Consider the following 18,859-nt stretch of genomic DNA (forward strand, 5'->3'; position numbering starts at 1 on the left):
GCTGTGGGATCGCCTCGGTTTGGTCTCGATACTGGATACGATAAACCGGCTTAGCCGTGTAACCTGAACCGCCGTATACGGAACCGTACGTACGGTGGTGTGAGAGGACGGCGGATGTAAATCCGCCTCCTACTCGATGATCAAAAGATCGCAGCCTCGCTTCGCGAGACAGCTCCTACAGGGATCGAGGCTGCGATCTTTTTCATGGGCAAAAGAAAACCCCCGACAAGCCAGGGGCCTGTCGGGGGTTTGGTGTTACCGGTTCAGCTTATTGGCAAGCTTCGCAATCCGGCTCGTCGATGGCGCAAGCCTTCGGCACTGGAGCTGGACCTGCTGGAGCTGCCAGGACCGAATCATCACCGTGGTTGCCGCCGCTGGAAACAGCGTTCAGCTTACCGGTGTTGATGGTCGACTTCTCGGTGCTGGTCGCGGCCAGGGCACGGAGGTAGTAAGTGGTTTTCAGACCACGGTACCAGGCCATGCGGTAGGTCACGTCCAGCTTCTTGCCCGAAGCACCGGCGATGTACAGGTTCAGCGACTGAGCCTGGTCGATCCACTTCTGACGACGGCTGGCCGCGTCAACGATCCACTTGGTGTCCACTTCGAAGGCAGTCGCGTAGAGCTCCTTGAGTTCTTGCGGGATGCGCTCGATCTGCTGCACCGAACCGTCGTAGTACTTCAGGTCGTTGATCATGACCGAGTCCCACAGACCGCGAGCCTTCAGGTCGCGAACCAGGTACGGGTTGATCACGGTGAATTCGCCCGACAGGTTCGATTTCACGTAGAGGTTCTGGTAGGTCGGTTCGATCGACTGCGAAACGCCAGTGATGTTGGCGATGGTCGCGGTCGGTGCGATGGCCATGATGTTCGAGTTACGGATACCTTTCTGTACACGGGCGCGAACCGGTGCCCAGTCCAGGGATTCCTTCAGGTCGACATCGATGTACTTCTGGCCACGGGCTTCGATCAGGATTTGTTGCGAATCCAGTGGCAGGATGCCCTTGGACCACAGCGAACCCTGGAACGTCTCGTAGGCGCCACGCTCGTCAGCCAGGTCGCAGGAAGCCTGGATCGCGTAGTAGCTGACCGCTTCCATCGACTTGTCGGCGAACTCGACGGCTGCGTCGGAACCGTAAGGAATGTGCTGCAGGTACAAGGCGTCCTGGAAGCCCATGATGCCCAGGCCGACCGGACGGTGCTTGAAGTTGGAGTTCTTCGCTTGTGGCACCGAGTAGTAGTTGATGTCGATAACGTTATCGAGCATGCGAACGGCGGTGTTCACGGTGCGTTCCAGCTTGGCGGTGTCCAGCTTGCCGTTGACGATGTGGTTCGGCAGGTTGATCGAGCCCAGGTTGCAAACGGCGATCTCGTCCTTGTTGGTGTTCAAGGTGATCTCGGTGCACAGGTTCGAGCTGTGGACCACGCCGACGTGCTGCTGCGGGCTGCGCAGGTTGCATGGGTCCTTGAAGGTCAGCCATGGGTGGCCGGTTTCGAACAGCATGGACAGCATCTTGCGCCACAGGTCCTTGGCCTGGATGGTCTTGAACAGCTTGACCTTGCCCGGGTACTCGGTCAGCGCTTCGTAGTACTCGTAGCGCTCTTCGAAAGCCTTGCCGGTCAGGTCGTGCAGGTCCGGTACTTCGGACGGCGAGAACAGGGTCCACTTGCCGTCATCGAAGACGCGCTTCATGAACAGGTCAGGGATCCAGTTGGCGGTGTTCATGTCGTGGGTACGACGGCGGTCATCACCGGTGTTCTTGCGGAGTTCGATGAACTCCTCGATGTCCATGTGCCAGGTTTCCAGGTAGGCACACACAGCGCCTTTGCGCTTGCCACCCTGGTTGACGGCAACGGCGGTGTCGTTCACCACTTTCAGGAACGGTACGACGCCCTGGGACTTGCCGTTGGTGCCCTTGATGTACGAACCCAGTGCACGCACCGGCGTCCAGTCGTTACCCAGGCCACCCGCGAATTTCGACAGCATGGCGTTGTCGTGGATCGCGTGGTAGATGCCCGACAGGTCATCCGGCACGGTGGTCAGGTAGCAGCTCGACAGCTGTGGACGCAGGGTACCGGCGTTGAACAGGGTCGGGGTCGAAGACATGTAGTCAAAGGACGACAACAGGTTGTAGAACTCGATCGCACGGTCTTCTTTCTGTTTCTCTTCGATCGCCAGGCCCATGGCCACGCGCATGAAGAAGATCTGCGGCAGTTCGAAACGCACGCCATCCTTGTGGATGAAGTAACGGTCGTACAGGGTTTGCAGGCCCAGGTAGGTGAACTGCTGGTCGCGCTCGTGGTTGATCGCCTTGCCGAGTTTTTCCAGGTCGAAGTCGGCCAGGACCGGGTTCAGCAATTCGAATTCGATACCCTTGGCGATGTAGGCAGGCAGGGCCTTGGCGTACAGGTCGACCATCTCGTGGTGGGTCGCGCTCTCGGCGACGCCGAGGAAGCCCAGGCCTTCGGCACGCAGGGTGTCCATCAGCAGGCGGGCGGTCACGAACGAGTAGTTCGGCTCACGCTCGACCAGGGTACGGGCGGTCATCACCAAGGCGGTGTTGACGTCGGTCAGGGCCACGCCGTCGTACAGGTTCTTCAGGGTTTCGCGCTGGATCAGGTCGCCGTCGACTTCTTCCAGGCCTTCGCACGCTTCGGTGACGATGGTGTTCAGGCGGCCCATGTCCAGCGGTGCCAGGCTGCCGTCGGCGCGGGTGATGCGGATCGACGGGTGAGCGTCGACAGCGGCTTCGACCGGAGCGTGGGCGGCGCGTTCTTTCGAGCGACCGTCACGGTAGATCACGTAGTCGCGGGCCACTTTCTGCTCGCCGGCACGCATCAGGGCCAGTTCGACCTGGTCCTGGATTTCTTCGATGTGGATGGTGCCGCCCGATGGCATGCGACGCTTGAAGGTGGCAGTGACCTGTTCGGTCAGGCGCGCCACGGTGTCGTGGATGCGCGACGAAGCGGCAGCGGTGCCGCCCTCAACTGCGAGAAACGCTTTGGTGATGGCGACGGTGATCTTGTCATCGGTGTAAGGAACGACAGTGCCGTTACGCTTGATCACGCGCAATTGACCAGGCGCGGTGGCGGACAGATCCGAATTCGAATCAGCGGCCTGCGGCAAGGTACCCTGCGGGTTCTCGCGAGTTGTGTCGGTTTGCATGGGGGTGTCTCCACATTCTCTATGTTTGTTTGGGCACCTTTACGGTGCCCACCGTTCTGTCCTGAAGCACTACAACCGACGTGGGTGTCGGGCATAACAACTTCGGGACAGTAGGAAAAAGGCTAATGAGGCCGTCCGTGCCGAAGTTCAGGTGCGAGCCTTTGCTCGATACCGCATTCCTTTCCAAGTGTCAGTAATGACTGCAACACCCGTACCGTTTTCACCATTTTGGGTCGAAATACAGTAGCCATCCGCACGCGCGGTTTGGTCTTCGAAAAATACGTTTGGTTCAACCGGAAAGACGCATGAAAAGCGCTTGAAATTGCTGTCCGGTTTGTGTTTGGTTTTTAGCTTAAAACCCTACATGTAGGGATTTTATAACGCGCTGGCTACAAGATAATGCGTTTTGGGGGGCGAATGCAACGTGCTGCCTGTGGATAAACTGTGCGTAAATTGTGTGTGAAAGAGGGAACCGGCGTGTAGGCCGCGACCTAGCTGGATTGAAGCTTTTTTCAGTGATTTTTAACGAACGAAAATGACTGATCAGGTTTTTAAGGGCGCGAACCCTATCACAAAAAACCTGGCTGTCCGAACGCATTTACCGGCTTGTGTTCTGCGTGGGCGACGTTTATACAATCGGTCAGCATGTATGCAATTTATCCACCCCTATCATTACAAAAAGACGGGCGGATCCTTCCTTATGAGCGTTCTGGCAAGTAGAGGTCACCGGTGGAGCAAGAAGCCTGGCAGGTATTGATTGTGGAGGACGATCAGCGTCTGGCCGAACTGACGCGCGATTACCTGCAAGCCAATGGCCTGAATGTGTCGATCGAAGGCAATGGTGCCTTGGCGGCGGCCCGCATCATCAAGGAACAACCGGACCTGGTGATTCTCGATCTGATGCTGCCGGGCGAAGACGGCCTGAGCATATGCCGCAAGGTTCGCGACCGGTATGACGGCCCGATCCTGATGCTCACCGCGCGCACCGACGACACCGACCAGATCCTCGGCCTGGACCTGGGGGCCGACGACTACGTGTGCAAGCCGGTGCGCCCGCGTTTGCTGCTGGCGCGCATCCAGGCCTTGCTGCGCCGCAGTGAAGCGCCGGAGGTCGTCCCGGAAAAACAACGGCGCCTGCAGTTCGGCCCGCTGGTGGTGGATAACGCATTGCGCGAAGCCTGGTTGCACGACAACGGCATCGAACTGACCAGCGCCGAGTTCGATTTGCTTTGGCTGCTAGTGGCCAACGCGGGGCGCATCCTGTCCCGGGAAGAAATCTTCACCGCGTTGCGCGGCATCGGCTATGACGGCCAGGACCGCTCCATTGACGTGCGCATCTCGCGCATCCGCCCGAAGATCGGTGATGACCCGGACCATCCGCGGCTGATCAAGACCGTGCGCAGCAAAGGCTACCTGTTTGTCCCCGAGGCCTGCGTAGACCCGACCCTGTGAACTCGATCTTCCTGCGGATCTACGGCGGCATGTGTGCCGCGCTGATACTGGTGGCGGTACTCGGTGTGCTGGCTTTGCACCTGCTCAATGAGGTGCGCGGCGAGCAGTATCGCGAACGCCTGGCCCACGGCACGTTTTCGCTGATGGCCGACAACCTGCAGCCGATGAACCAGACCGAACGCCGCCGGGCCCTGTTGGTGTGGGAGCGGCTGCTGGGGATTCCGCTCGCGCTGAAAACCTTTGCCCAGACCGACCTCGACCTCACCCAGCGCACCCGGGTATTGCGCGGCCAGGCCCTGGTGGAGCAGACCGGCCCGCATGCGGCCAGGGTTTATCGACTGGTCAGCGACCAGGAGCAGCTTGTTCTCACCGGTGAAGTCCAGCAGATCAGCGAACAACTCGCCCGGGCGACTATCTATCTGCTGGCAGACGAACTGGTGCGCTACCCGGTAGGCGAGCAACCGGTGCGTCTGGCGCAATTGAAACAGGACAAGGGGTTTGGCTTCGATTTGCGCCTGGTCACGGTCGAAGACGCCGACATGGACGAAGACCAGAGCCGTCGGGTGTCCGAGGGTGACACCGTGATGGCGCTGGGCAAGGAGGGCGATTCGATCCGGGTGTTCGCCGGCATGGTCGGCACGCCCTGGGTGCTGGAAATCGGCCCGTTGTACCAGATGAATCCTTATCCGCCGGAGTGGCTGGTGCTGATTGCCGCACTGGGGCTGAGCCTGATCGGTTTGATCGTCTACCTGCTGGTGCGGCAACTGGAGCGCCGCTTGCGCGGGCTGGAAGCGGCGGCCACGCGGATCGCCAAGGGCAGCCTGGAAACCCGTGTGCCGGCGCGGGGTGCAGACTCGGTAGGGCGACTGGCGTCGGCGTTCAACGGCATGGCCGAGCACCTGCAACAGCTGCTGGCCATTCAGCGAGAGCTGGTGCGTGCCGTGTCCCACGAATTGCGCACGCCGGTGGCCCGCCTGCGGTTTGGCCTGGAAATGATCGGCTCGGCCAAGACCCCGCAAGACCTGGAAAAATACTGCGAAGGCATGGACCACGATATCGAGGACCTCGACCGCCTGGTCGACGAGATGCTGACGTACGCGCGGCTGGAACAAGGCTCGCCAGCCCTGAATTTTCAGCGTATCGATCTGGATGCCTTGGTCAATCAGGTGATCGATGAGCTGGCGCCCTTGCGCGCCGAGGTCACGGTGCAGCGAGGGTTGTGCCTGTCGGCCGCCGACTGCGACGACGCCTGGGTCGAGGCCGAGCCGCGCTACCTGCACCGGGCGCTGCAGAATCTGGTGACCAATGCCATGCGCCACGCTCAATCGCGAGTCACCATCAGCTATCAGGTGGGGCAGCAACGTTGTCGGGTGGATGTCGAAGATGACGGGCCGGGTGTGCCGGAAATGGCCTGGGAGAAAATTTTCACGCCATTCCTGCGCCTCGACGACAGCCGCACCCGGGCCTCGGGCGGCCATGGCTTGGGATTGTCGATCGTGCGGCGGATCATCCATTGGCACGACGGTCGGGCGTTGATCGGCAAGAGCAAAAGCCTGGGCGGCGCATGTTTCAGCCTGAGCTGGCCGCGCAATCAGGAGAAACGCTGAGACCCCGCGCCCCAAATCCCCTGTAGGAGCTGGCTTGCCAGCGAAGAGGGCCTGACAAACAGCAAATATCTTTCAGGCCTTGATACTGACCAGACTCAACAACTGCCCATCCTTGACCCCGAACTGCGCCTCCAGCTCGGTGCCGTTACGCCATTCACCGGACAGGTCCGTCAGCAACCGCAACCGCACCTCACCTGACTCGGTCCACTCCAGCACCTCGGCGTGTTCAAAGTAGAAACGTTGCCGCACGATCGGGTAGAGCGCCTTGAACAGGCTCTCCTTCACTGAAAACGTCAGGGTGACCAGCAACGCGAGCTGATCGCGATGACCGGCGGCCATGCGCTGCAGTTCCGCCGGGGTGAGGATTTCCCCGGCCAGGCGTTCGGCACGTTCGGCATTGAGCAGGTTTTCCATGTCCATCCCCAACCCGCGCCAATGGCTTTTCTTCGCCACGATCGCCGCGGCCCGACCAGTGCTGTGGGTGATCGAACCGGTAATGTGCGCAGGCCAGACAGGCGCCCGGTCATCACCGATGGCCGGACTGAAGTTCAGGCCTTCCAGTTGTTGCAGGGCTGCGCGGGCGCAGATCCGCCCGGCGAGAAATTCTGCCTGGCGTTTGGCGACCGAGCGCTGAATGCTCGCGGGCGCCTCGATGGCGCTGCGCTGGAAATCATCGCTGAGCAGTTGCGACGTATCGAAGTGGGTACTCAACAGCACCGCATCGGGCAGCACCAGCGGCAGCGGCCAATGGGCGTCGAGGGGCGTGCAGAAGACGGGCAGGGCGGGGACGGGATTCATGTCGGGCATTTTGCCGGGTTGCCTTGATGCTGGGTAGTCCTGGGGGATTTGCTGCTGGAAAATCATCAAAACAGCTGGGTGGATATGGTTCAGCTCAGGTTAAGCGCGCGTTCAGGGTGAGTTCAGGGCGGCGTGAGTAGTCTTGCTCCGTAGCCAAAACAACACGAACTCAAGCACGAACTTATGAGGAGCTTCACCCATGACTGGAATCAAAAAACTGCTGCTGGCATTCACCGTTTTCGGCGCGAGCACTGCCGCATTCGGTGCCAACGACAATTTCGCCAGCCTTACTTATGGGCAGACCAGCGACAAGATCAAAAAGTCCAGCGCCTTGAACGATAATCTCAACCGTCCGAACGCCGACGGCGTGATTGCCAAGGACCACACCTGGGGCTTGCGTGTGGGGCAGCAAAACAGCCAAGGCCGTTACTACGCCACGTACGATAACGTGTCGGGCTCGCACAATGGCATTAAACTGCGTCAGGAGAACCTGTTGGGCAGCTACGATCTGTTCCATCCCTTGGGTGCTGACACCAGGCTATTCGGCGGTGCCTCCGCCGGGTTGACCAAATTGACCCAGGAGTCATCAGGCTTCAGTCGCGACACCAACTTCGGTTACACCATTGGCGCACAGGCAGGCATTCTGCAACAGGTTTCGCAAAACACTTCAGTTGAACTGGGGTACCGTTACCTGCGCAGCAACGCCAGCACCGAAATGAGCGCACAAGGTGGTAGCAAGCAGGGATCGCTGAGTTTGAATAGCAGCGCACAGACCTACCTTTCAGCCAACTATGCTTTCTGAAAAGCGTGTGCAGCAGGCTGCGCCGGATCAATCCAGGAGATTGTTCCGGCGCAGCCTGTTAGTCATGGAGGTGCGTCGATCGTGCCTCCGGGGTATTTGATTTGCCTGGGAGAGCGACATGAAATTGCTGGTTGTCGAGGATGAAGCGCTGTTGCGTCATCACTTGCAAACCCGCCTGACGGACAGCGGCCATGTGGTCGAGTCCGTGGCCAACGCCGTCGATGCGCTGTATCAGACCGAGCAGTTCAACCACGACCTGGCGGTGATCGATCTCGGCTTGCCGGGCATGGGCGGGCTGGATCTGATCCGTCAGTTGCGCTCGCAAGGCAAGACCTTCCCGATCCTGATCCTCACTGCACGCGGTAACTGGCAGGACAAGGTTGAAGGCCTTGCTGCCGGTGCCGATGACTATGTGGTCAAGCCCTTCCAGTTTGAAGAACTGGAAGCTCGGCTGAATGCCTTGTTGCGCCGCTCCAGCGGATTTACCCAGTCAACGATCGTTGCCGGGCCGCTGCTGCTGGACCTTAATCGCAAGCAGGCGTCCCTTGAGGAGCAACCACTGGCATTGACCGCGTATGAGTACCGGATTCTCGAGTATCTGATGCGCCATCATCAGCAGGTGGTCCCCAAGGACCGTTTGATGGAGCAGCTTTACCCGGACGATGACGAGCGCGATCCGAACGTGATCGAAGTGCTGGTCGGCCGTCTGCGTCGAAAACTTGAAGGTCCGTCCGGTTTCAAGCCAATCGAAACGGTGCGTGGCCTGGGCTATCTGTTCACTGAGCGTTGCACTTGATCGGTTCTCTTCGCGTTCGCCTGATGCTCGCCGCCACGATCCTCGCAGTATTGTTCATGCTGGCGTTGCTGCCGGCGATGCAGGGAGCGTTCAGCCTGGCGCTGCAGGACGCCATCGAGCAGCGACTGGCGTCGGACGTCACCACGTTGATCTCTGCTGCACGGGTCGAGGACGACCGCTTGCTGATGCCAGAACAGTTGCCCGACGAGCGCTTCAACCTGGCCGATGGCAACTTGCTCGGTTACATCTATAACCGCGAAGGTCAGTTAGTCTGGCGCTCGAAAGACACCCTGGTAAAGAACATCAATTACAAGCCGCGTTACGACGGGCGCGGTAATGAATTTGCCAGGATTCGCCAGGACACTGGCCAGGAATTCTTCGTCTATGACGTCGAGGTCAAACTGCTCGGCGGCAAAAACGCGGCGTTCAGCTTCGTCGCGTTGCAACCGGCGCGTGAATACGATGCTACGCTCGGCGGCCTGCGGGAAAACCTTTACCTGGGTTTCGGCGCGGCATTACTGGTGCTTCTGGCATTGCTATGGGGCGGCTTGTCCTGGGGGTTGCAGGCATTGCGCCGGCTGAGCCAGGAGCTGGACGAGATCGAAAGCGGCACCCGTGAAAGCCTGAGCGAGCAACACCCACGTGAGCTGCTGCGCCTGACCGGCTCTTTAAACCGATTGCTGCACAGCGAGCGTGAACAGCGTAGCCGTTATCGCGATTCCCTCGACGATCTGGCCCATAGCCTGAAAACCCCATTGGCGGTATTGCAGGGGGTCAGCGAAGGCATGGCGCAACGCCCTGAGGAGAGGGATCAGGCCTGGGTGCTGCAGACCCAGATCGAGCGCATGAGCCAACAGATCGGTTACCAATTGCAACGCGCCAGCCTGCGCAAGAGCGGACTGGTGCGCCATCAGGTACGCCTGCAACCGGTGTTGCAGAGCCTTTGCGATACGCTGGACAAGGTCTATCGCGACAAACAGGTGCAGGTTACCTTCGATTTGCCGCCGCAGTGTCTGGTCCCTATCGAGCAGGGCGCCTTGCTGGAAATGCTTGGCAATCTGCTGGAGAACGCCTATCGACTGTGCCTGAGCGAAGTGCGCATCAGCATGCATACCCTCGATGGTATCGAGATATGCGTGGAAGACGATGGCCCAGGCGTCCCGCTCGATCAGCGCACGCGGATCCTGCAGCGCGGTGAACGCCTGGACCGTCAGCATCCAGGACAGGGTATTGGCCTGGCGGTGGTCAAGGACATCATCGAAAGCTATAGCGCAAAACTCACCCTGGGGGACTCGCCCTTGGGCGGTGCCGCCTTCCGCATTCATTTTCCGCTGGCGTGATCTTGTAGGAGCCGGCTTGCTGGCGATGGCGATCGTACAGACGCTATCGCCAGCAAGCCGGCTCCTACAAATCCCTGGCCCGGTAAGCCCCCGGCGTCAGCCCGGTCCACTTCTTGAATGCCCGGTGAAACGCCGAGGGCTCGGAAAACCCCAATTGCTCGGCGATCTGTTGCAAGGGCAAGTCGTTGCGGCCCAGGTGATAAATGGCAATGTCGCGGCGTAGCTGGTCCTTGAGTTCCTGAAAACTGGTGTTTTCTTCACGCAGATGCCGACGCAGCGTTTGCGGGCTGATATGCAGGTGCTCAGCCACGGCCTCCAGGTCCGGCCAGGGGGAGCGGTCGCGACTGAGCAGGCGTCGCAACTGGCTGCTCAGGCTATGGCCGTCGTCCGGGCGCGATAACAGATCGGCAGGCGAGCGTTCAAGGAACTGCTTGAGCGTGCGTTCGTCCTGTAGCAGTGGCATGTTCAGGTAGCGGCCGTGGAACAGCAGGCTGCTTTGATGTGCCGAAAACTCGAGCGGGCACGAGAACAGCAGCTCGTATTCGGCGCCATGTTCCGGTCGCGGGTAGCTGAACGTGGCGTGCTCCAGTCGAATACGCTGGCCGATCAACCAGCTGGCGAAGCGATGCCAGATCACCAATAGACATTCGCTGAGGAAATGTTCCGGGTCCCAGAGTTGCGAATCGTCCAGACTCAGTCGAATCATTCCGTCTTCGCGGGTCAGCGTCAGGCGCGGGGCGTCCGGGAATAGGCTATAAAACAATAATCCGCGATGCAGTGCCTTATCCAGATTGCGGCAATGGATCACGGCATGACACATCATCGCGAAGCTGCCGGGCTTGCTGATGCCCCGGCCGAAACCCAGGTATTCGTCGTCCAGCGCGAGCCATAGTGCCTGTATCAGCCGGGTGAACTGTTCTGGAGGGATGCGCGCTCGAGGCTCGTCGAGCAGCTCGGGGCTGATCCCCACTTGCTGCAGCAGTATCGAATAATCGTAGCCACGCCGTTGCGCGCCACCGAGGGCGGCACGGGCGAAATGACTGGCAATGGTGCGTTCGCGCATAGAGGCAAGTCCGTCCATAGAACGACGGATGGTAGCCGCGCTGCATGGGCATGAACAAGGCGGATATCCGCCAGATTACAGGATGTGATTCGACGGCTGGGCGGAAATCCGCCACTGCGCAGTCGTCGTGTGTTGACCCGCACCAACCTGCAACCCTTGATGCCATAAGGCTTTCAGGCTTTTCCTACAAGGTGGCACGAGCCTTGCGATAGAACCCGTAGATGCCTGCCGTCGCGCAGCTCGAAAAAACAAATCCCTCCAGTGCAGGAGGGTTCGCAATTGAGTTGGGGTGGGCAACAGTCGGATGTTGTCGCCGCGCACTCTTGAGGAACTTTGCAATGACGACTCGTCAGCCACTGTACAAATCCCTGTATTTCCAGGTGATCGTTGCAATTGTCATCGGTATTTTGCTCGGTCACTTCTATCCACAGCTCGGTGTGGCCGTAAAACCGCTGGGTGACGGGTTCATCAAGCTGATCAAGATGATCATCGCGCCGATCATCTTCTGTACCGTCGTCAGCGGTATCGCTGGCATGCAGGACATGAAGTCGGTCGGCAAGACCGGCGGTTACGCATTGCTGTACTTCGAGATCGTTTCGACCATCGCGCTGCTGGTGGGCCTGGTGGTGGTCAACATCGTCCAGCCGGGTAACGGCATGCACATCGACGTGACCACCCTGGATGCCTCCAAGGTTGCCCAGTATGTCGCTGCTGGCGCTGACCAAAGCGTCATCGGCTTCCTGCTCAATGTGATTCCGTCCACCATCGTCGGCGCGTTCGCCACGGGCGACATCCTGCAAGTGCTGATGTTCTCGGTGATCTTCGGTTTCGCCCTGCATCGCCTGGGTGCCTACGGCAAGCCGCTGCTGGACTTCATCGATCGTTTCGCCCACGTGATGTTCAACATCATCAACATGATCATGAAGCTCGCGCCGATCGGTGCCTTCGGTGCCATGGCCTTCACCATTGGTGCCTACGGTGTCGGCTCGCTGGTGCAACTGGGCCAGCTGATGGCCTGCTTCTACATCACTTGCCTGCTGTTCATCCTGATCGTGCTGGGTTCGATTGCCCGCCTGCACGGCTTCAGCGTGCTGAAGATGATCCGCTACATCCGTGAAGAACTGTTGATCGTGCTGGGTACTTCCTCTTCGGAGTCGGTGCTGCCGCGCATGCTGATCAAGATGGAGCGTCTGGGGGCGCAGAAGTCCGTGGTTGGCCTGGTGATCCCGACCGGCTACTCGTTCAACCTCGACGGTACGGCGATCTACCTGACCATGGCGGCTGTGTTCATTGCCCAGGCCACCGACACCCACATGGACATCACCCACCAGATCACCTTGCTGGTGGTGTTGCTGCTGTCTTCCAAGGGGGCTGCGGGCGTTACCGGTTCGGGCTTCATCGTACTGGCGGCGACCCTGTCCGCCGTTGGCCACCTGCCGGTTGCCGGCCTGGCGCTGATCCTGGGTATCGACCGCTTCATGTCCGAAGCCCGTGCACTGACCAACCTGGTCGGTAACGCCGTTGCCACCATCGTCGTGGCGAAGTGGGTCAAGGAGCTGGACACCGACGTGCTGCAATCCGAGCTGGCGTCTGGCGGTCGCGGCATTGCCGACGAGCCTAAAGACGATGTTCTGGGCCACGTCGAAGAGGTAGCCCCGACCAACGCCAGGTAAGTCTTGTTGAATGAAAAACCCGCTTCGGCGGGTTTTTTCATGCCCGGGATTTGAGCACAACGGTCATTGCATGTGGCGCATAAGGTGATTGCTGCAAAGCGCTTGGCTGCCTAGGCTGGGGCATCATCCAGGGAGAATTCTCATGCTCGGTCCACTGGCATCACTCAAGGTACTGGATTTCTCGACACTGCTGCCGGGTCCGTTCGCTTCGCTATTGCTGGCGGACATGGGCGCCGAGGTGCTGCGCATCGAATCACCCACCCGCATGGACCTGCTGCGCGTGCTGCCGCCCCACGATCAGGGCGTTTCGGCCAGCCATGCCTACCTCAATCGCAACAAACGCAGCCTGGCCCTGGATCTCAAGCAGCCCGAAGCGCTGGAAGTGATCACGCAATTGCTGCAGGACTACGACATCGTGCTGGAGCAGTTCCGCCCCGGCGTCATGGAGCGATTGGGGTTGGGCTATGAGGCCCTGAAAGCGATCAATCCCCGGCTGATCTATGTTTCGATCACCGGTTACGGCCAGACCGGCCCCTACAAGGACCGCGCCGGCCATGACATCAACTACCTTGCCCTGGCCGGGCTTGCGAGCTATAGCGGACGCGCCGACAGTGGCCCGCTGCCGCTGGGCATGCAGGTGGCAGACATCGCCGGTGGCTCGCTGCACGGGGTCATCGGCCTGCTGGCGGCCGTGATAGCACGCCAGCACACCGGGCAGGGCCAGCATCTGGACGTGAGCATGACCGATTGCGCGTTCAGCCTGAACGCCATGGCGGGTGCCGGGTACCTGGCTTGTGGGATCGAACCGGGTCAGGAAGACCAGGTGCTCAATGGCGGCAGCTTCTATGACTATTACCGCTCCCGGGATGGGCGCTGGTTGTCGGTGGGCAGCCTGGAACCGGGGTTCATGAAACAGTTGTGTGTGGCGCTGGGGCTGGAGGAGTGGGCGAGCCTGGGGTTATCTGCGCAGCCTGCACAGCAACGCCAGCTCAAGGAGGCGTTGAAGACTGAGTTCGAAAAGCATGACTTTGCCGAGTTGTGCGCGCTGTTCGCCGAGCTCGATGCGTGTGTCGAGCCGGTCTTGAGCCTGGGTGAGGCGGTGCGGCATCCGCAGTTGCAAGCGCGGGAACTGGTGGCTGAAGTGCCGCGGGGGGATGGTTCGAGTCAGGCGCAGATGGCTTGTCCATTGAAGTTTTCAAGCGGGTTGCCGGAGCCCAGGCATATTGGCGCGGCGCTGGGGCAGCATACCGATCAGGTGTTGGGGGAGTTGGGGTTTGGTGTAGAGCGGATTGAGGAACTTCGGCGTGCCAAGGTAATTCTCTAGCGCCTGTCAGGCCGCCATCGCCAGCAGGCTGGCTCCCACAATGGATCTTCCCCTGTGGGAGCCAGCCTGCTGGCGAAGAGGTCGACCCAGACACCACAAATCTCACTACTCGATGCGCATTTCCCCACTGAACACCAAGGTGTTGCGACACCGCCGACACAAATACCGCCGCCCCTGCCGCACCAAACCATGACGCTGCGCCGAGAACGGGAAATCGCTGTCGGCGCACGGGCACTTGTAGATGTAGCGGGTCACGCTGCGGCGTTTGACGTCGTAGGTGTGGCAACGGTTGGGGGGCAATTCGTACACGCCGCGCATGATCAGTTGCCACTCTTCGCCATGGGGCTGGATGCGGTCACCGAACAGTTGATGGGCGATCAGGTGCGCGACCTCGTGGGCGACGGTCTGCTTGAGAAAATCTTCGGTGTTTTCCCGGTACAGCTGCGGATTGAAACGCAGCAGGTTCTCGTGCAGGTGCGCGACACCGGCTTTTTGCCCGCGCAGCTTGAAGCTCACCACAGGACGTTTGAAAGGTCGTTTGAAAAAGGATTCGGCTTGTTGAAAACAGTCTTCGACGCGGGTATTGAGTTGCTCGGGCATGCTTGATGGATCTCCAGAGCAGTCCAGTATGCCGCAAGCCCGGGGCCTTGCGAATCTGCGAAGCGCCGAATGGTCTTCGGCGCTCTTGTGGCGCGGGCATTAAAAGGCCGCCTTGCGGCGGCCTGTGTCGGCAGATCTGATTTTTTTGTGGTGAGTGTTAATTGGTATAGACCGGCCCCACGCCGAGTCCCCAGACAATCACGGTGAACGCCATGATGGCGACCAGCACCACCAGGCCTACGGCGAGCACCGAACTTGAAAACAGAAAGCCCTCGTCAGATGGAATGTTCATGAAGGTTGGCAGCCCCACATACAGCAGGTAGACCGTGTAGCAGATGGCCGCAGTGCCAACGACCATCCCCAGCCACAGGTGGGGGTACAGGGCCGCCAGGCCGCCGACGAACAGCGGTGTAGCGGTATAGGTTGCGAACGCGATGCAGCGTGCCAGGCTCGGATTGGCGTCATAGGTGCGGGCCATCCAGTGGATGAACGCACCCATTACCGCTACGCCGCCAAGCATCGCCAGGTACGACATGACTGTCATCCATAGTGCGCTTTCCACGGTCAGCATCACCGGGGGGCGATTGCCGATGACCCAGCCCACCTGCGTAGTCCCGATAAAGGCCGATACCGCCGGTATCGCCGCCAGGATCAGCGTGTGGGTCAGGTACATGTGGCTGATACTTTCTTCCTGATCGCCACGAATCTCTTTCCATTCTTGGTCAGGGTGGGTGAAGAGCCCCACTACGTGATGGATCATGCCAGTCACTCCTCTTGTTTTTACCGTCGCCCCCCAGTGGAGCGCCCTACGGGCCAATGTGGCCAAGTAAGTAATAGGTCTGTATGTGATTGCGACCTTATGACGCAGTATAGGAAGGTCTTAACCCCACAGGGGGTAGGGCTTAGAGCAAATTGCGCTGTAAAGCACCCGGGTAATCGCTGTTGCATCTGTAGGGCACGCGATCCCGTCGGGGTACTTCGTTCCTGATGGGTTTTTGCGTAAAATGCGCGCCTTTCGTCACACCTCACGGATTTCGCGTCATGGGCACTCTTACGGTCAACCAGAACAAACTGCAAAAGCGCCTTCGCCGACAGGCCGGTGAGGCGGTCGCCGATTTCAACATGATTGAAGACGGTGACAAGGTCATGGTCTGCCTGTCCGGCGGCAAGGACAGCTACACCATGCTTGATGTGCTGATGCACTTGCAGAAGGTCGCGCCGATCAAGTTCGAGATCGTGGCCGTGAACATGGACCAGAAACAGCCGGGTTTCCCCGAGCATGTGCTGCCGGCCTACCTCAAGGAACTGGGGATCGAGTACCACATCGTCGAGAAAGACACCTACTCGGTGGTCAAGGAGCTGATCCCGGAAGGCAAGACCACCTGCTCCCTGTGCTCGCGCCTGCGTCGCGGTACGCTCTACACCTTTGCCGACGAAATCGGCGCGACCAAGATGGCTCTCGGCCATCACCGCGACGACATCGTCGAGACGTTCTTCCTGAACATGTTCTTCAACGGTTCGCTCAAGGCCATGCCGCCGAAATTGCGCGCCGATGACGGGCGCAACGTGGTGATCCGCCCGTTGGCCTACTGCAACGAGAAGGACATTCAGGCCTACTCGGACCTCAAGCAGTTCCCGATCATCCCGTGCAACCTCTGTGGCTCCCAGGAAAACCTGCAGCGCCAGGTGGTCAAGGAAATGCTGCAGGATTGGGAGCGCAAGACCCCCGGCCGTACCGAAAGCATTTTCCGCAGCCTGCAGAACGTGATCCCGTCGCAACTGGCGGACCGCAACCTGTTCGACTTCACCAGCCTCAAGATCGACGAAAGCGCCGCTTCGCGTTTCGTCAATGTGGTCAACCTCTAAACAAAATTGTGGGAGCGGGCTTGCTCGCGAAGGCGCTGTGCCAGTCGACAACAATGTTGAATGACGCAGCGCATTCGCGAGCAAGCCCGCTCCCACAGGTTTATTGCTTCGTTTTAATCCTCAGGAGAGGGCATGCGCGATTACAAGTGGCTGAACGAATACTGTCTGAACCGCTTCGGTTCGGCCGCTGAACTGGAAGCCCATCTGCCCCTGCCCAAGACCCCGGCGCAATTGCGCAAGATCAGCGATGACCGCTACCTCTCGACCATGGCATTGCGCGTCTTCCGCGCCGGGCTCAAGCACAGCCTGGTGGACGCCAAGTGGCCAGCCTTCGAAGAAGTGTTTTTCAAATTCGACCCGGAAAAAGTCGTGCTGATGAGCGCCGAACACCTTGAGCGGCTGATGCAGGACACGCGGATCATCCGCCATCTGGGCAAGCTCAAGAGCGTGCCGCGCAATGCGCAGTTCATTCTGGACGTGGCCCATGAAAAGGGCAGCTTCGGCGCGCTGATTGCCGATTGGCCAGTGACCGATATCGTCGGGCTCTGGACCTTCCTGAAAAAACGCGGCCATCAGTTGGGCGGTCTGTCGGCGCCGCGATTCTTGCGCATGGTCGGCAAGGACACCTTTGTGCCGAGCTATGACGTGGTGGCGGCGTTGAATGCGCAGAAGATTGTCGACAAGGTGCCGACCAGCTTGCGCGACCTGGCGTTGGTGCAGGAAGTGTTCAACCAGTGGCATGAGGAAAGTGGCGGGCGGCCGATGAGCCAGATCTCGATGATGCTGGCTTACACCGTCAATCATTGAGACCGCGTGGCTCCAATCGCCAGCAGGCTGGCTCCCACATTGGATCTGCGCAGGACACAAGTCCCCTGTGGGAGCCAGCAGGCTGGCTCCCACATTGGATCTGTGCAGGACACAAGTCCTCTGTGGGAGCCAGCCTGCTGGCGATTGCATTCTGTCAGGCGACGGAGATCTCGCCCTCGCCAGCCAACTTGCGGTTCAACTGATACCGCCACCGCACATACAACAGTGCCGAACAGAACACCGCCAGGCTTGCGGCCATCTCCAGCACACCGAAGAACTGCCGGTTCGGGTCATAGGCGGCCAATGCGCCCTTGATGAAATACAGGTTCACCACAAAGCACATCCATGAATGCCCACGGGCATTGCCGACAATCATCCCCGGCGCGAGCAGCAACAACGGCACCAGCTCGATCAGCAGAATCACCCACGGCCGCGCACCGTGCAGGTCAGCGACCATCAGGTAGTAAACGCAGAGCAATCCCACCAGGCCAAGGAAACACAGCAGGCTGATGACGCGCATGACCCGAACCCGTGGTTCAAGCCATTCGATAGCGGGCAGGACCTTCGGCTTCTTGGCCACCCTCAACCCTCCAGTTTCTGAGCAGTCTTGGCCAAGCGCATACCGAGTGCGCGACACAACGCCACTTCGTGGGTATCCAGGCCGCTTTTGCCATCGGCACCGGCATGATGGCTGGCGCCGTACGGCGTGCCGCCGCCCTGGGTTTCCAGGAGTGCCGACTCGCTGTAGGGCAGGCCGGTGATCAGCATGCCGTGGTGCAACAACGGCAGCATCATCGACAGCAGGGTGGTTTCCTGCCCGCCATGCAGGCTTGCGGTGGAGGTGAACACACCGGCAGGCTTGCCGACCAGGGCGCCGGTCAGCCACAGGTTGCTGGTGCCGTCGAGGAAGTACTTGAGCGGCGCCGCCATGTTGCCGAAGCGGGTCGGACTGCCCAGCGCCAGGCCTGCGCAGTTCTTCAGGTCATCGAGGCTGGCGTAGAGCGCGCCTTCGTCCGGGATATCCGGGGACACGGCTTCGCATTCGGTGGAAATCGCCGGTACCGTGCGCAGTCGGGCTTCAAGGCCGGCCTGTTCGACGCCACGGGCAATCTGCCGGGCCATTTCATTGGTCGAACCGCTGCGGCTGTAATACAGCACCAGAATGTACGGCGCACTCACGGCAACAGCTCCAGGACCTGCTCTGGCGGACGGCCGATGATGGCCTTGTCGCCGACTTCGAGGATCGGTCGCTCCATCAGTTTCGGGTGGGCGGCGATGGCGGCGATCAACTGCGCCTCGCTCAGGCTGCTGTCGGCCAGGTTCAGGGTCTTGTATTCGTCTTCGCCGGTGCGCAGCAGTTGCCGCGCACTGATCCCGAGTTTGCCCAGCAGGCTCTGGATTTGCGCGGCGTCCAGCGGCGTTTCCAGGTAGCGGACCACCGTCGGGGTCAGGCCGCGGGCTTGCAGCAGTTCGAGCGCACCGCGGGATTTCGAGCAGCGCGGGTTGTGATAAAGCGTCAGATCGGTCATGAGCGGGTCGCATCTTGCGTAAGGTGGCGGCTATTCTAA

Annotated in this window: 17 protein-coding genes; 9 read left to right on the forward strand and 8 right to left on the reverse strand. The window is 60.0% G+C overall.

Annotation, left to right across the window (positions count from 1 at the left end):
- Window positions 1–268: 268 nt before the first annotated feature.
- Window positions 269–3,163 (reverse strand): ribonucleoside-diphosphate reductase subunit alpha, encoded by a 2,895-nt coding sequence (locus NPS56_RS00005; protein ID WP_274072896.1) that lies wholly within the window; start codon window positions 3,161–3,163, stop codon window positions 269–271.
- Window positions 3,164–3,892: 729 nt separating this feature from the next.
- On the opposite strand from NPS56_RS00005, the gene NPS56_RS00010 reads away from it, so the two are divergent.
- The gene (locus NPS56_RS00010) at window positions 3,893–4,615 is read left to right on the forward strand and encodes a response regulator (RefSeq protein ID WP_274072897.1); all 723 of its coding nucleotides are present in this window, start codon (window positions 3,893–3,895) and stop codon (window positions 4,613–4,615) included.
- The gene (locus NPS56_RS00015) at window positions 4,612–6,222 is read left to right on the forward strand and encodes an ATP-binding protein (RefSeq protein WP_274072898.1); all 1,611 of its coding nucleotides are present in this window, start codon (window positions 4,612–4,614) and stop codon (window positions 6,220–6,222) included. Before NPS56_RS00010 ends, NPS56_RS00015 begins: the two co-directional genes overlap by 4 nt.
- 72 nt (window positions 6,223–6,294) lie before the next feature.
- On the opposite strand, the gene NPS56_RS00020 is transcribed toward NPS56_RS00015, so the two are convergent.
- Entirely contained in the window at window positions 6,295–7,020 is a 726-nt protein-coding gene (locus NPS56_RS00020; RefSeq protein ID WP_274072899.1) for a 4'-phosphopantetheinyl transferase family protein, read from the reverse strand.
- A gap of 199 nt (window positions 7,021–7,219) precedes the next feature.
- Between NPS56_RS00020 and NPS56_RS00025 the strand changes: the two genes are divergently transcribed.
- The 3 genes from NPS56_RS00025 to NPS56_RS00035 all read left to right on the forward strand — a co-directional run bounded on the left by NPS56_RS00025 (window position 7,220) and on the right by NPS56_RS00035 (window position 9,958).
- Window positions 7,220–7,822 carry a hypothetical protein gene (locus NPS56_RS00025; protein WP_274072900.1) on the forward strand — a complete coding sequence of 201 codons (603 nt, stop codon included), beginning with the start codon at window positions 7,220–7,222 and terminating at the stop codon, window positions 7,820–7,822.
- A gap of 118 nt (window positions 7,823–7,940) precedes the next feature.
- The gene (locus NPS56_RS00030; protein ID WP_274072901.1) at window positions 7,941–8,618 is read left to right on the forward strand and encodes a response regulator transcription factor; all 678 of its coding nucleotides are present in this window, start codon (window positions 7,941–7,943) and stop codon (window positions 8,616–8,618) included.
- Window positions 8,615–9,958, forward strand: a complete 1,344-nt coding sequence (locus NPS56_RS00035) for an ATP-binding protein (RefSeq protein WP_274072902.1) — start codon at window positions 8,615–8,617, stop codon at window positions 9,956–9,958. The genes NPS56_RS00030 and NPS56_RS00035 overlap by 4 nt, the downstream gene beginning before the upstream one ends.
- Before the next feature lie 64 nt (window positions 9,959–10,022).
- Here the strand turns inward: NPS56_RS00035 and NPS56_RS00040 are convergent, their stop codons facing one another.
- Complete coding sequence (locus NPS56_RS00040) at window positions 10,023–11,021, reverse strand: AraC family transcriptional regulator (protein ID WP_274072903.1); 999 nt, start codon at window positions 11,019–11,021, stop codon at window positions 10,023–10,025.
- A gap of 338 nt (window positions 11,022–11,359) precedes the next feature.
- Between NPS56_RS00040 and NPS56_RS00045 the strand changes: the two genes are divergently transcribed.
- Window positions 11,360–12,694: a dicarboxylate/amino acid:cation symporter gene (locus tag NPS56_RS00045; RefSeq protein WP_274072904.1), complete on the forward strand. Its 1,335-nt coding sequence runs from the start codon at window positions 11,360–11,362 to the stop codon at window positions 12,692–12,694.
- Between the two features lie 142 nt (window positions 12,695–12,836).
- Window positions 12,837–14,018, forward strand: coding sequence for a CaiB/BaiF CoA transferase family protein (locus tag NPS56_RS00050; protein WP_274072905.1), 1,182 nt, complete (start codon window positions 12,837–12,839; stop codon window positions 14,016–14,018).
- A 105-nt stretch (window positions 14,019–14,123) separates the two neighbouring features.
- On the opposite strand, the gene NPS56_RS00055 is transcribed toward NPS56_RS00050, so the two are convergent.
- Window positions 14,124–14,618 carry a SprT family zinc-dependent metalloprotease gene (locus NPS56_RS00055; RefSeq protein WP_274072906.1) on the reverse strand — a complete coding sequence of 165 codons (495 nt, stop codon included), beginning with the start codon at window positions 14,616–14,618 and terminating at the stop codon, window positions 14,124–14,126.
- Window positions 14,619–14,775: 157 nt separating this feature from the next.
- Entirely contained in the window at window positions 14,776–15,378 is a 603-nt protein-coding gene (locus NPS56_RS00060) for a Yip1 family protein (protein WP_046817737.1), read from the reverse strand.
- A 281-nt stretch (window positions 15,379–15,659) separates the two neighbouring features.
- Here NPS56_RS00060 and ttcA point away from each other — a divergent pair, with 281 nt between their 5' ends.
- Both ttcA and NPS56_RS00070 read left to right on the forward strand, forming a co-directional pair.
- On the forward strand, window positions 15,660–16,484 hold the full coding sequence (gene ttcA, locus NPS56_RS00065; RefSeq protein WP_090324525.1) for a tRNA 2-thiocytidine(32) synthetase TtcA: 825 nt from the start codon (window positions 15,660–15,662) through the stop codon (window positions 16,482–16,484).
- A gap of 132 nt (window positions 16,485–16,616) precedes the next feature.
- Window positions 16,617–17,291: a DNA-3-methyladenine glycosylase I gene (locus tag NPS56_RS00070; RefSeq protein ID WP_274072907.1), complete on the forward strand. Its 675-nt coding sequence runs from the start codon at window positions 16,617–16,619 to the stop codon at window positions 17,289–17,291.
- Between the two features lie 154 nt (window positions 17,292–17,445).
- Here the strand turns inward: NPS56_RS00070 and NPS56_RS00075 are convergent, their stop codons facing one another.
- Genes NPS56_RS00075 through arsC form a run of 3 tightly spaced genes read right to left on the reverse strand, consistent with a single transcriptional unit; the run spans window position 17,446 to window position 18,820 of the window.
- Window positions 17,446–17,871, reverse strand: a complete 426-nt coding sequence (locus NPS56_RS00075; RefSeq protein WP_274072908.1) for a DUF2069 domain-containing protein — start codon at window positions 17,869–17,871, stop codon at window positions 17,446–17,448.
- 2 nt (window positions 17,872–17,873) lie between these two features.
- Entirely contained in the window at window positions 17,874–18,470 is a 597-nt protein-coding gene (gene wrbA / locus NPS56_RS00080; protein ID WP_273919074.1) for an NAD(P)H:quinone oxidoreductase, read from the reverse strand.
- A complete protein-coding gene (gene arsC, locus NPS56_RS00085) occupies window positions 18,467–18,820 on the reverse strand; it encodes an arsenate reductase (glutaredoxin) (RefSeq protein ID WP_274072909.1) in 354 nt (117 codons plus the stop codon). The genes wrbA and arsC overlap by 4 nt, the downstream gene beginning before the upstream one ends.
- Window positions 18,821–18,859: the final 39 nt, after the last annotated feature.

It is taken from the genome of Pseudomonas putida (genome assembly GCF_028682635.1).
Classification (GTDB): Bacteria; Pseudomonadota; Gammaproteobacteria; order Pseudomonadales; family Pseudomonadaceae; genus Aquipseudomonas; species Aquipseudomonas putida_AE.

Bases quoted from the DNA above. Each gene is read 5' to 3' on its own strand.
- NPS56_RS00060 (WP_046817737.1), bottom strand. From the start codon at position 15,378: ATGATCCATCACGTAGTGGGGCTCTTCACCCACCCTGACCAAGAATGG.
- NPS56_RS00040 (WP_274072903.1), bottom strand. From the start codon at position 11,021: ATGCGCGAACGCACCATTGCCAGTCATTTCGCCCGTGCCGCCCTCGGT.
- NPS56_RS00020 (WP_274072899.1), bottom strand. From the start codon at position 7,020: ATGAATCCCGTCCCCGCCCTGCCCGTCTTCTGCACGCCCCTCGACGCC.
- NPS56_RS00025 (WP_274072900.1), top strand. From the start codon at position 7,220: ATGACTGGAATCAAAAAACTGCTGCTGGCATTCACCGTTTTCGGCGCG.
- NPS56_RS00070 (WP_274072907.1), top strand. From the start codon at position 16,617: ATGCGCGATTACAAGTGGCTGAACGAATACTGTCTGAACCGCTTCGGT.
- NPS56_RS00055 (WP_274072906.1), bottom strand. From the start codon at position 14,618: ATGCCCGAGCAACTCAATACCCGCGTCGAAGACTGTTTTCAACAAGCC.
- NPS56_RS00050 (WP_274072905.1), top strand. From the start codon at position 12,837: ATGCTCGGTCCACTGGCATCACTCAAGGTACTGGATTTCTCGACACTG.
- NPS56_RS00005 (WP_274072896.1), bottom strand. From the start codon at position 3,163: ATGCAAACCGACACAACTCGCGAGAACCCGCAGGGTACCTTGCCGCAG.
- ttcA (WP_090324525.1), top strand. From the start codon at position 15,660: ATGGGCACTCTTACGGTCAACCAGAACAAACTGCAAAAGCGCCTTCGC.
- NPS56_RS00030 (WP_274072901.1), top strand. From the start codon at position 7,941: ATGAAATTGCTGGTTGTCGAGGATGAAGCGCTGTTGCGTCATCACTTG.
- NPS56_RS00045 (WP_274072904.1), top strand. From the start codon at position 11,360: ATGACGACTCGTCAGCCACTGTACAAATCCCTGTATTTCCAGGTGATC.
- arsC (WP_274072909.1), bottom strand. From the start codon at position 18,820: ATGACCGATCTGACGCTTTATCACAACCCGCGCTGCTCGAAATCCCGC.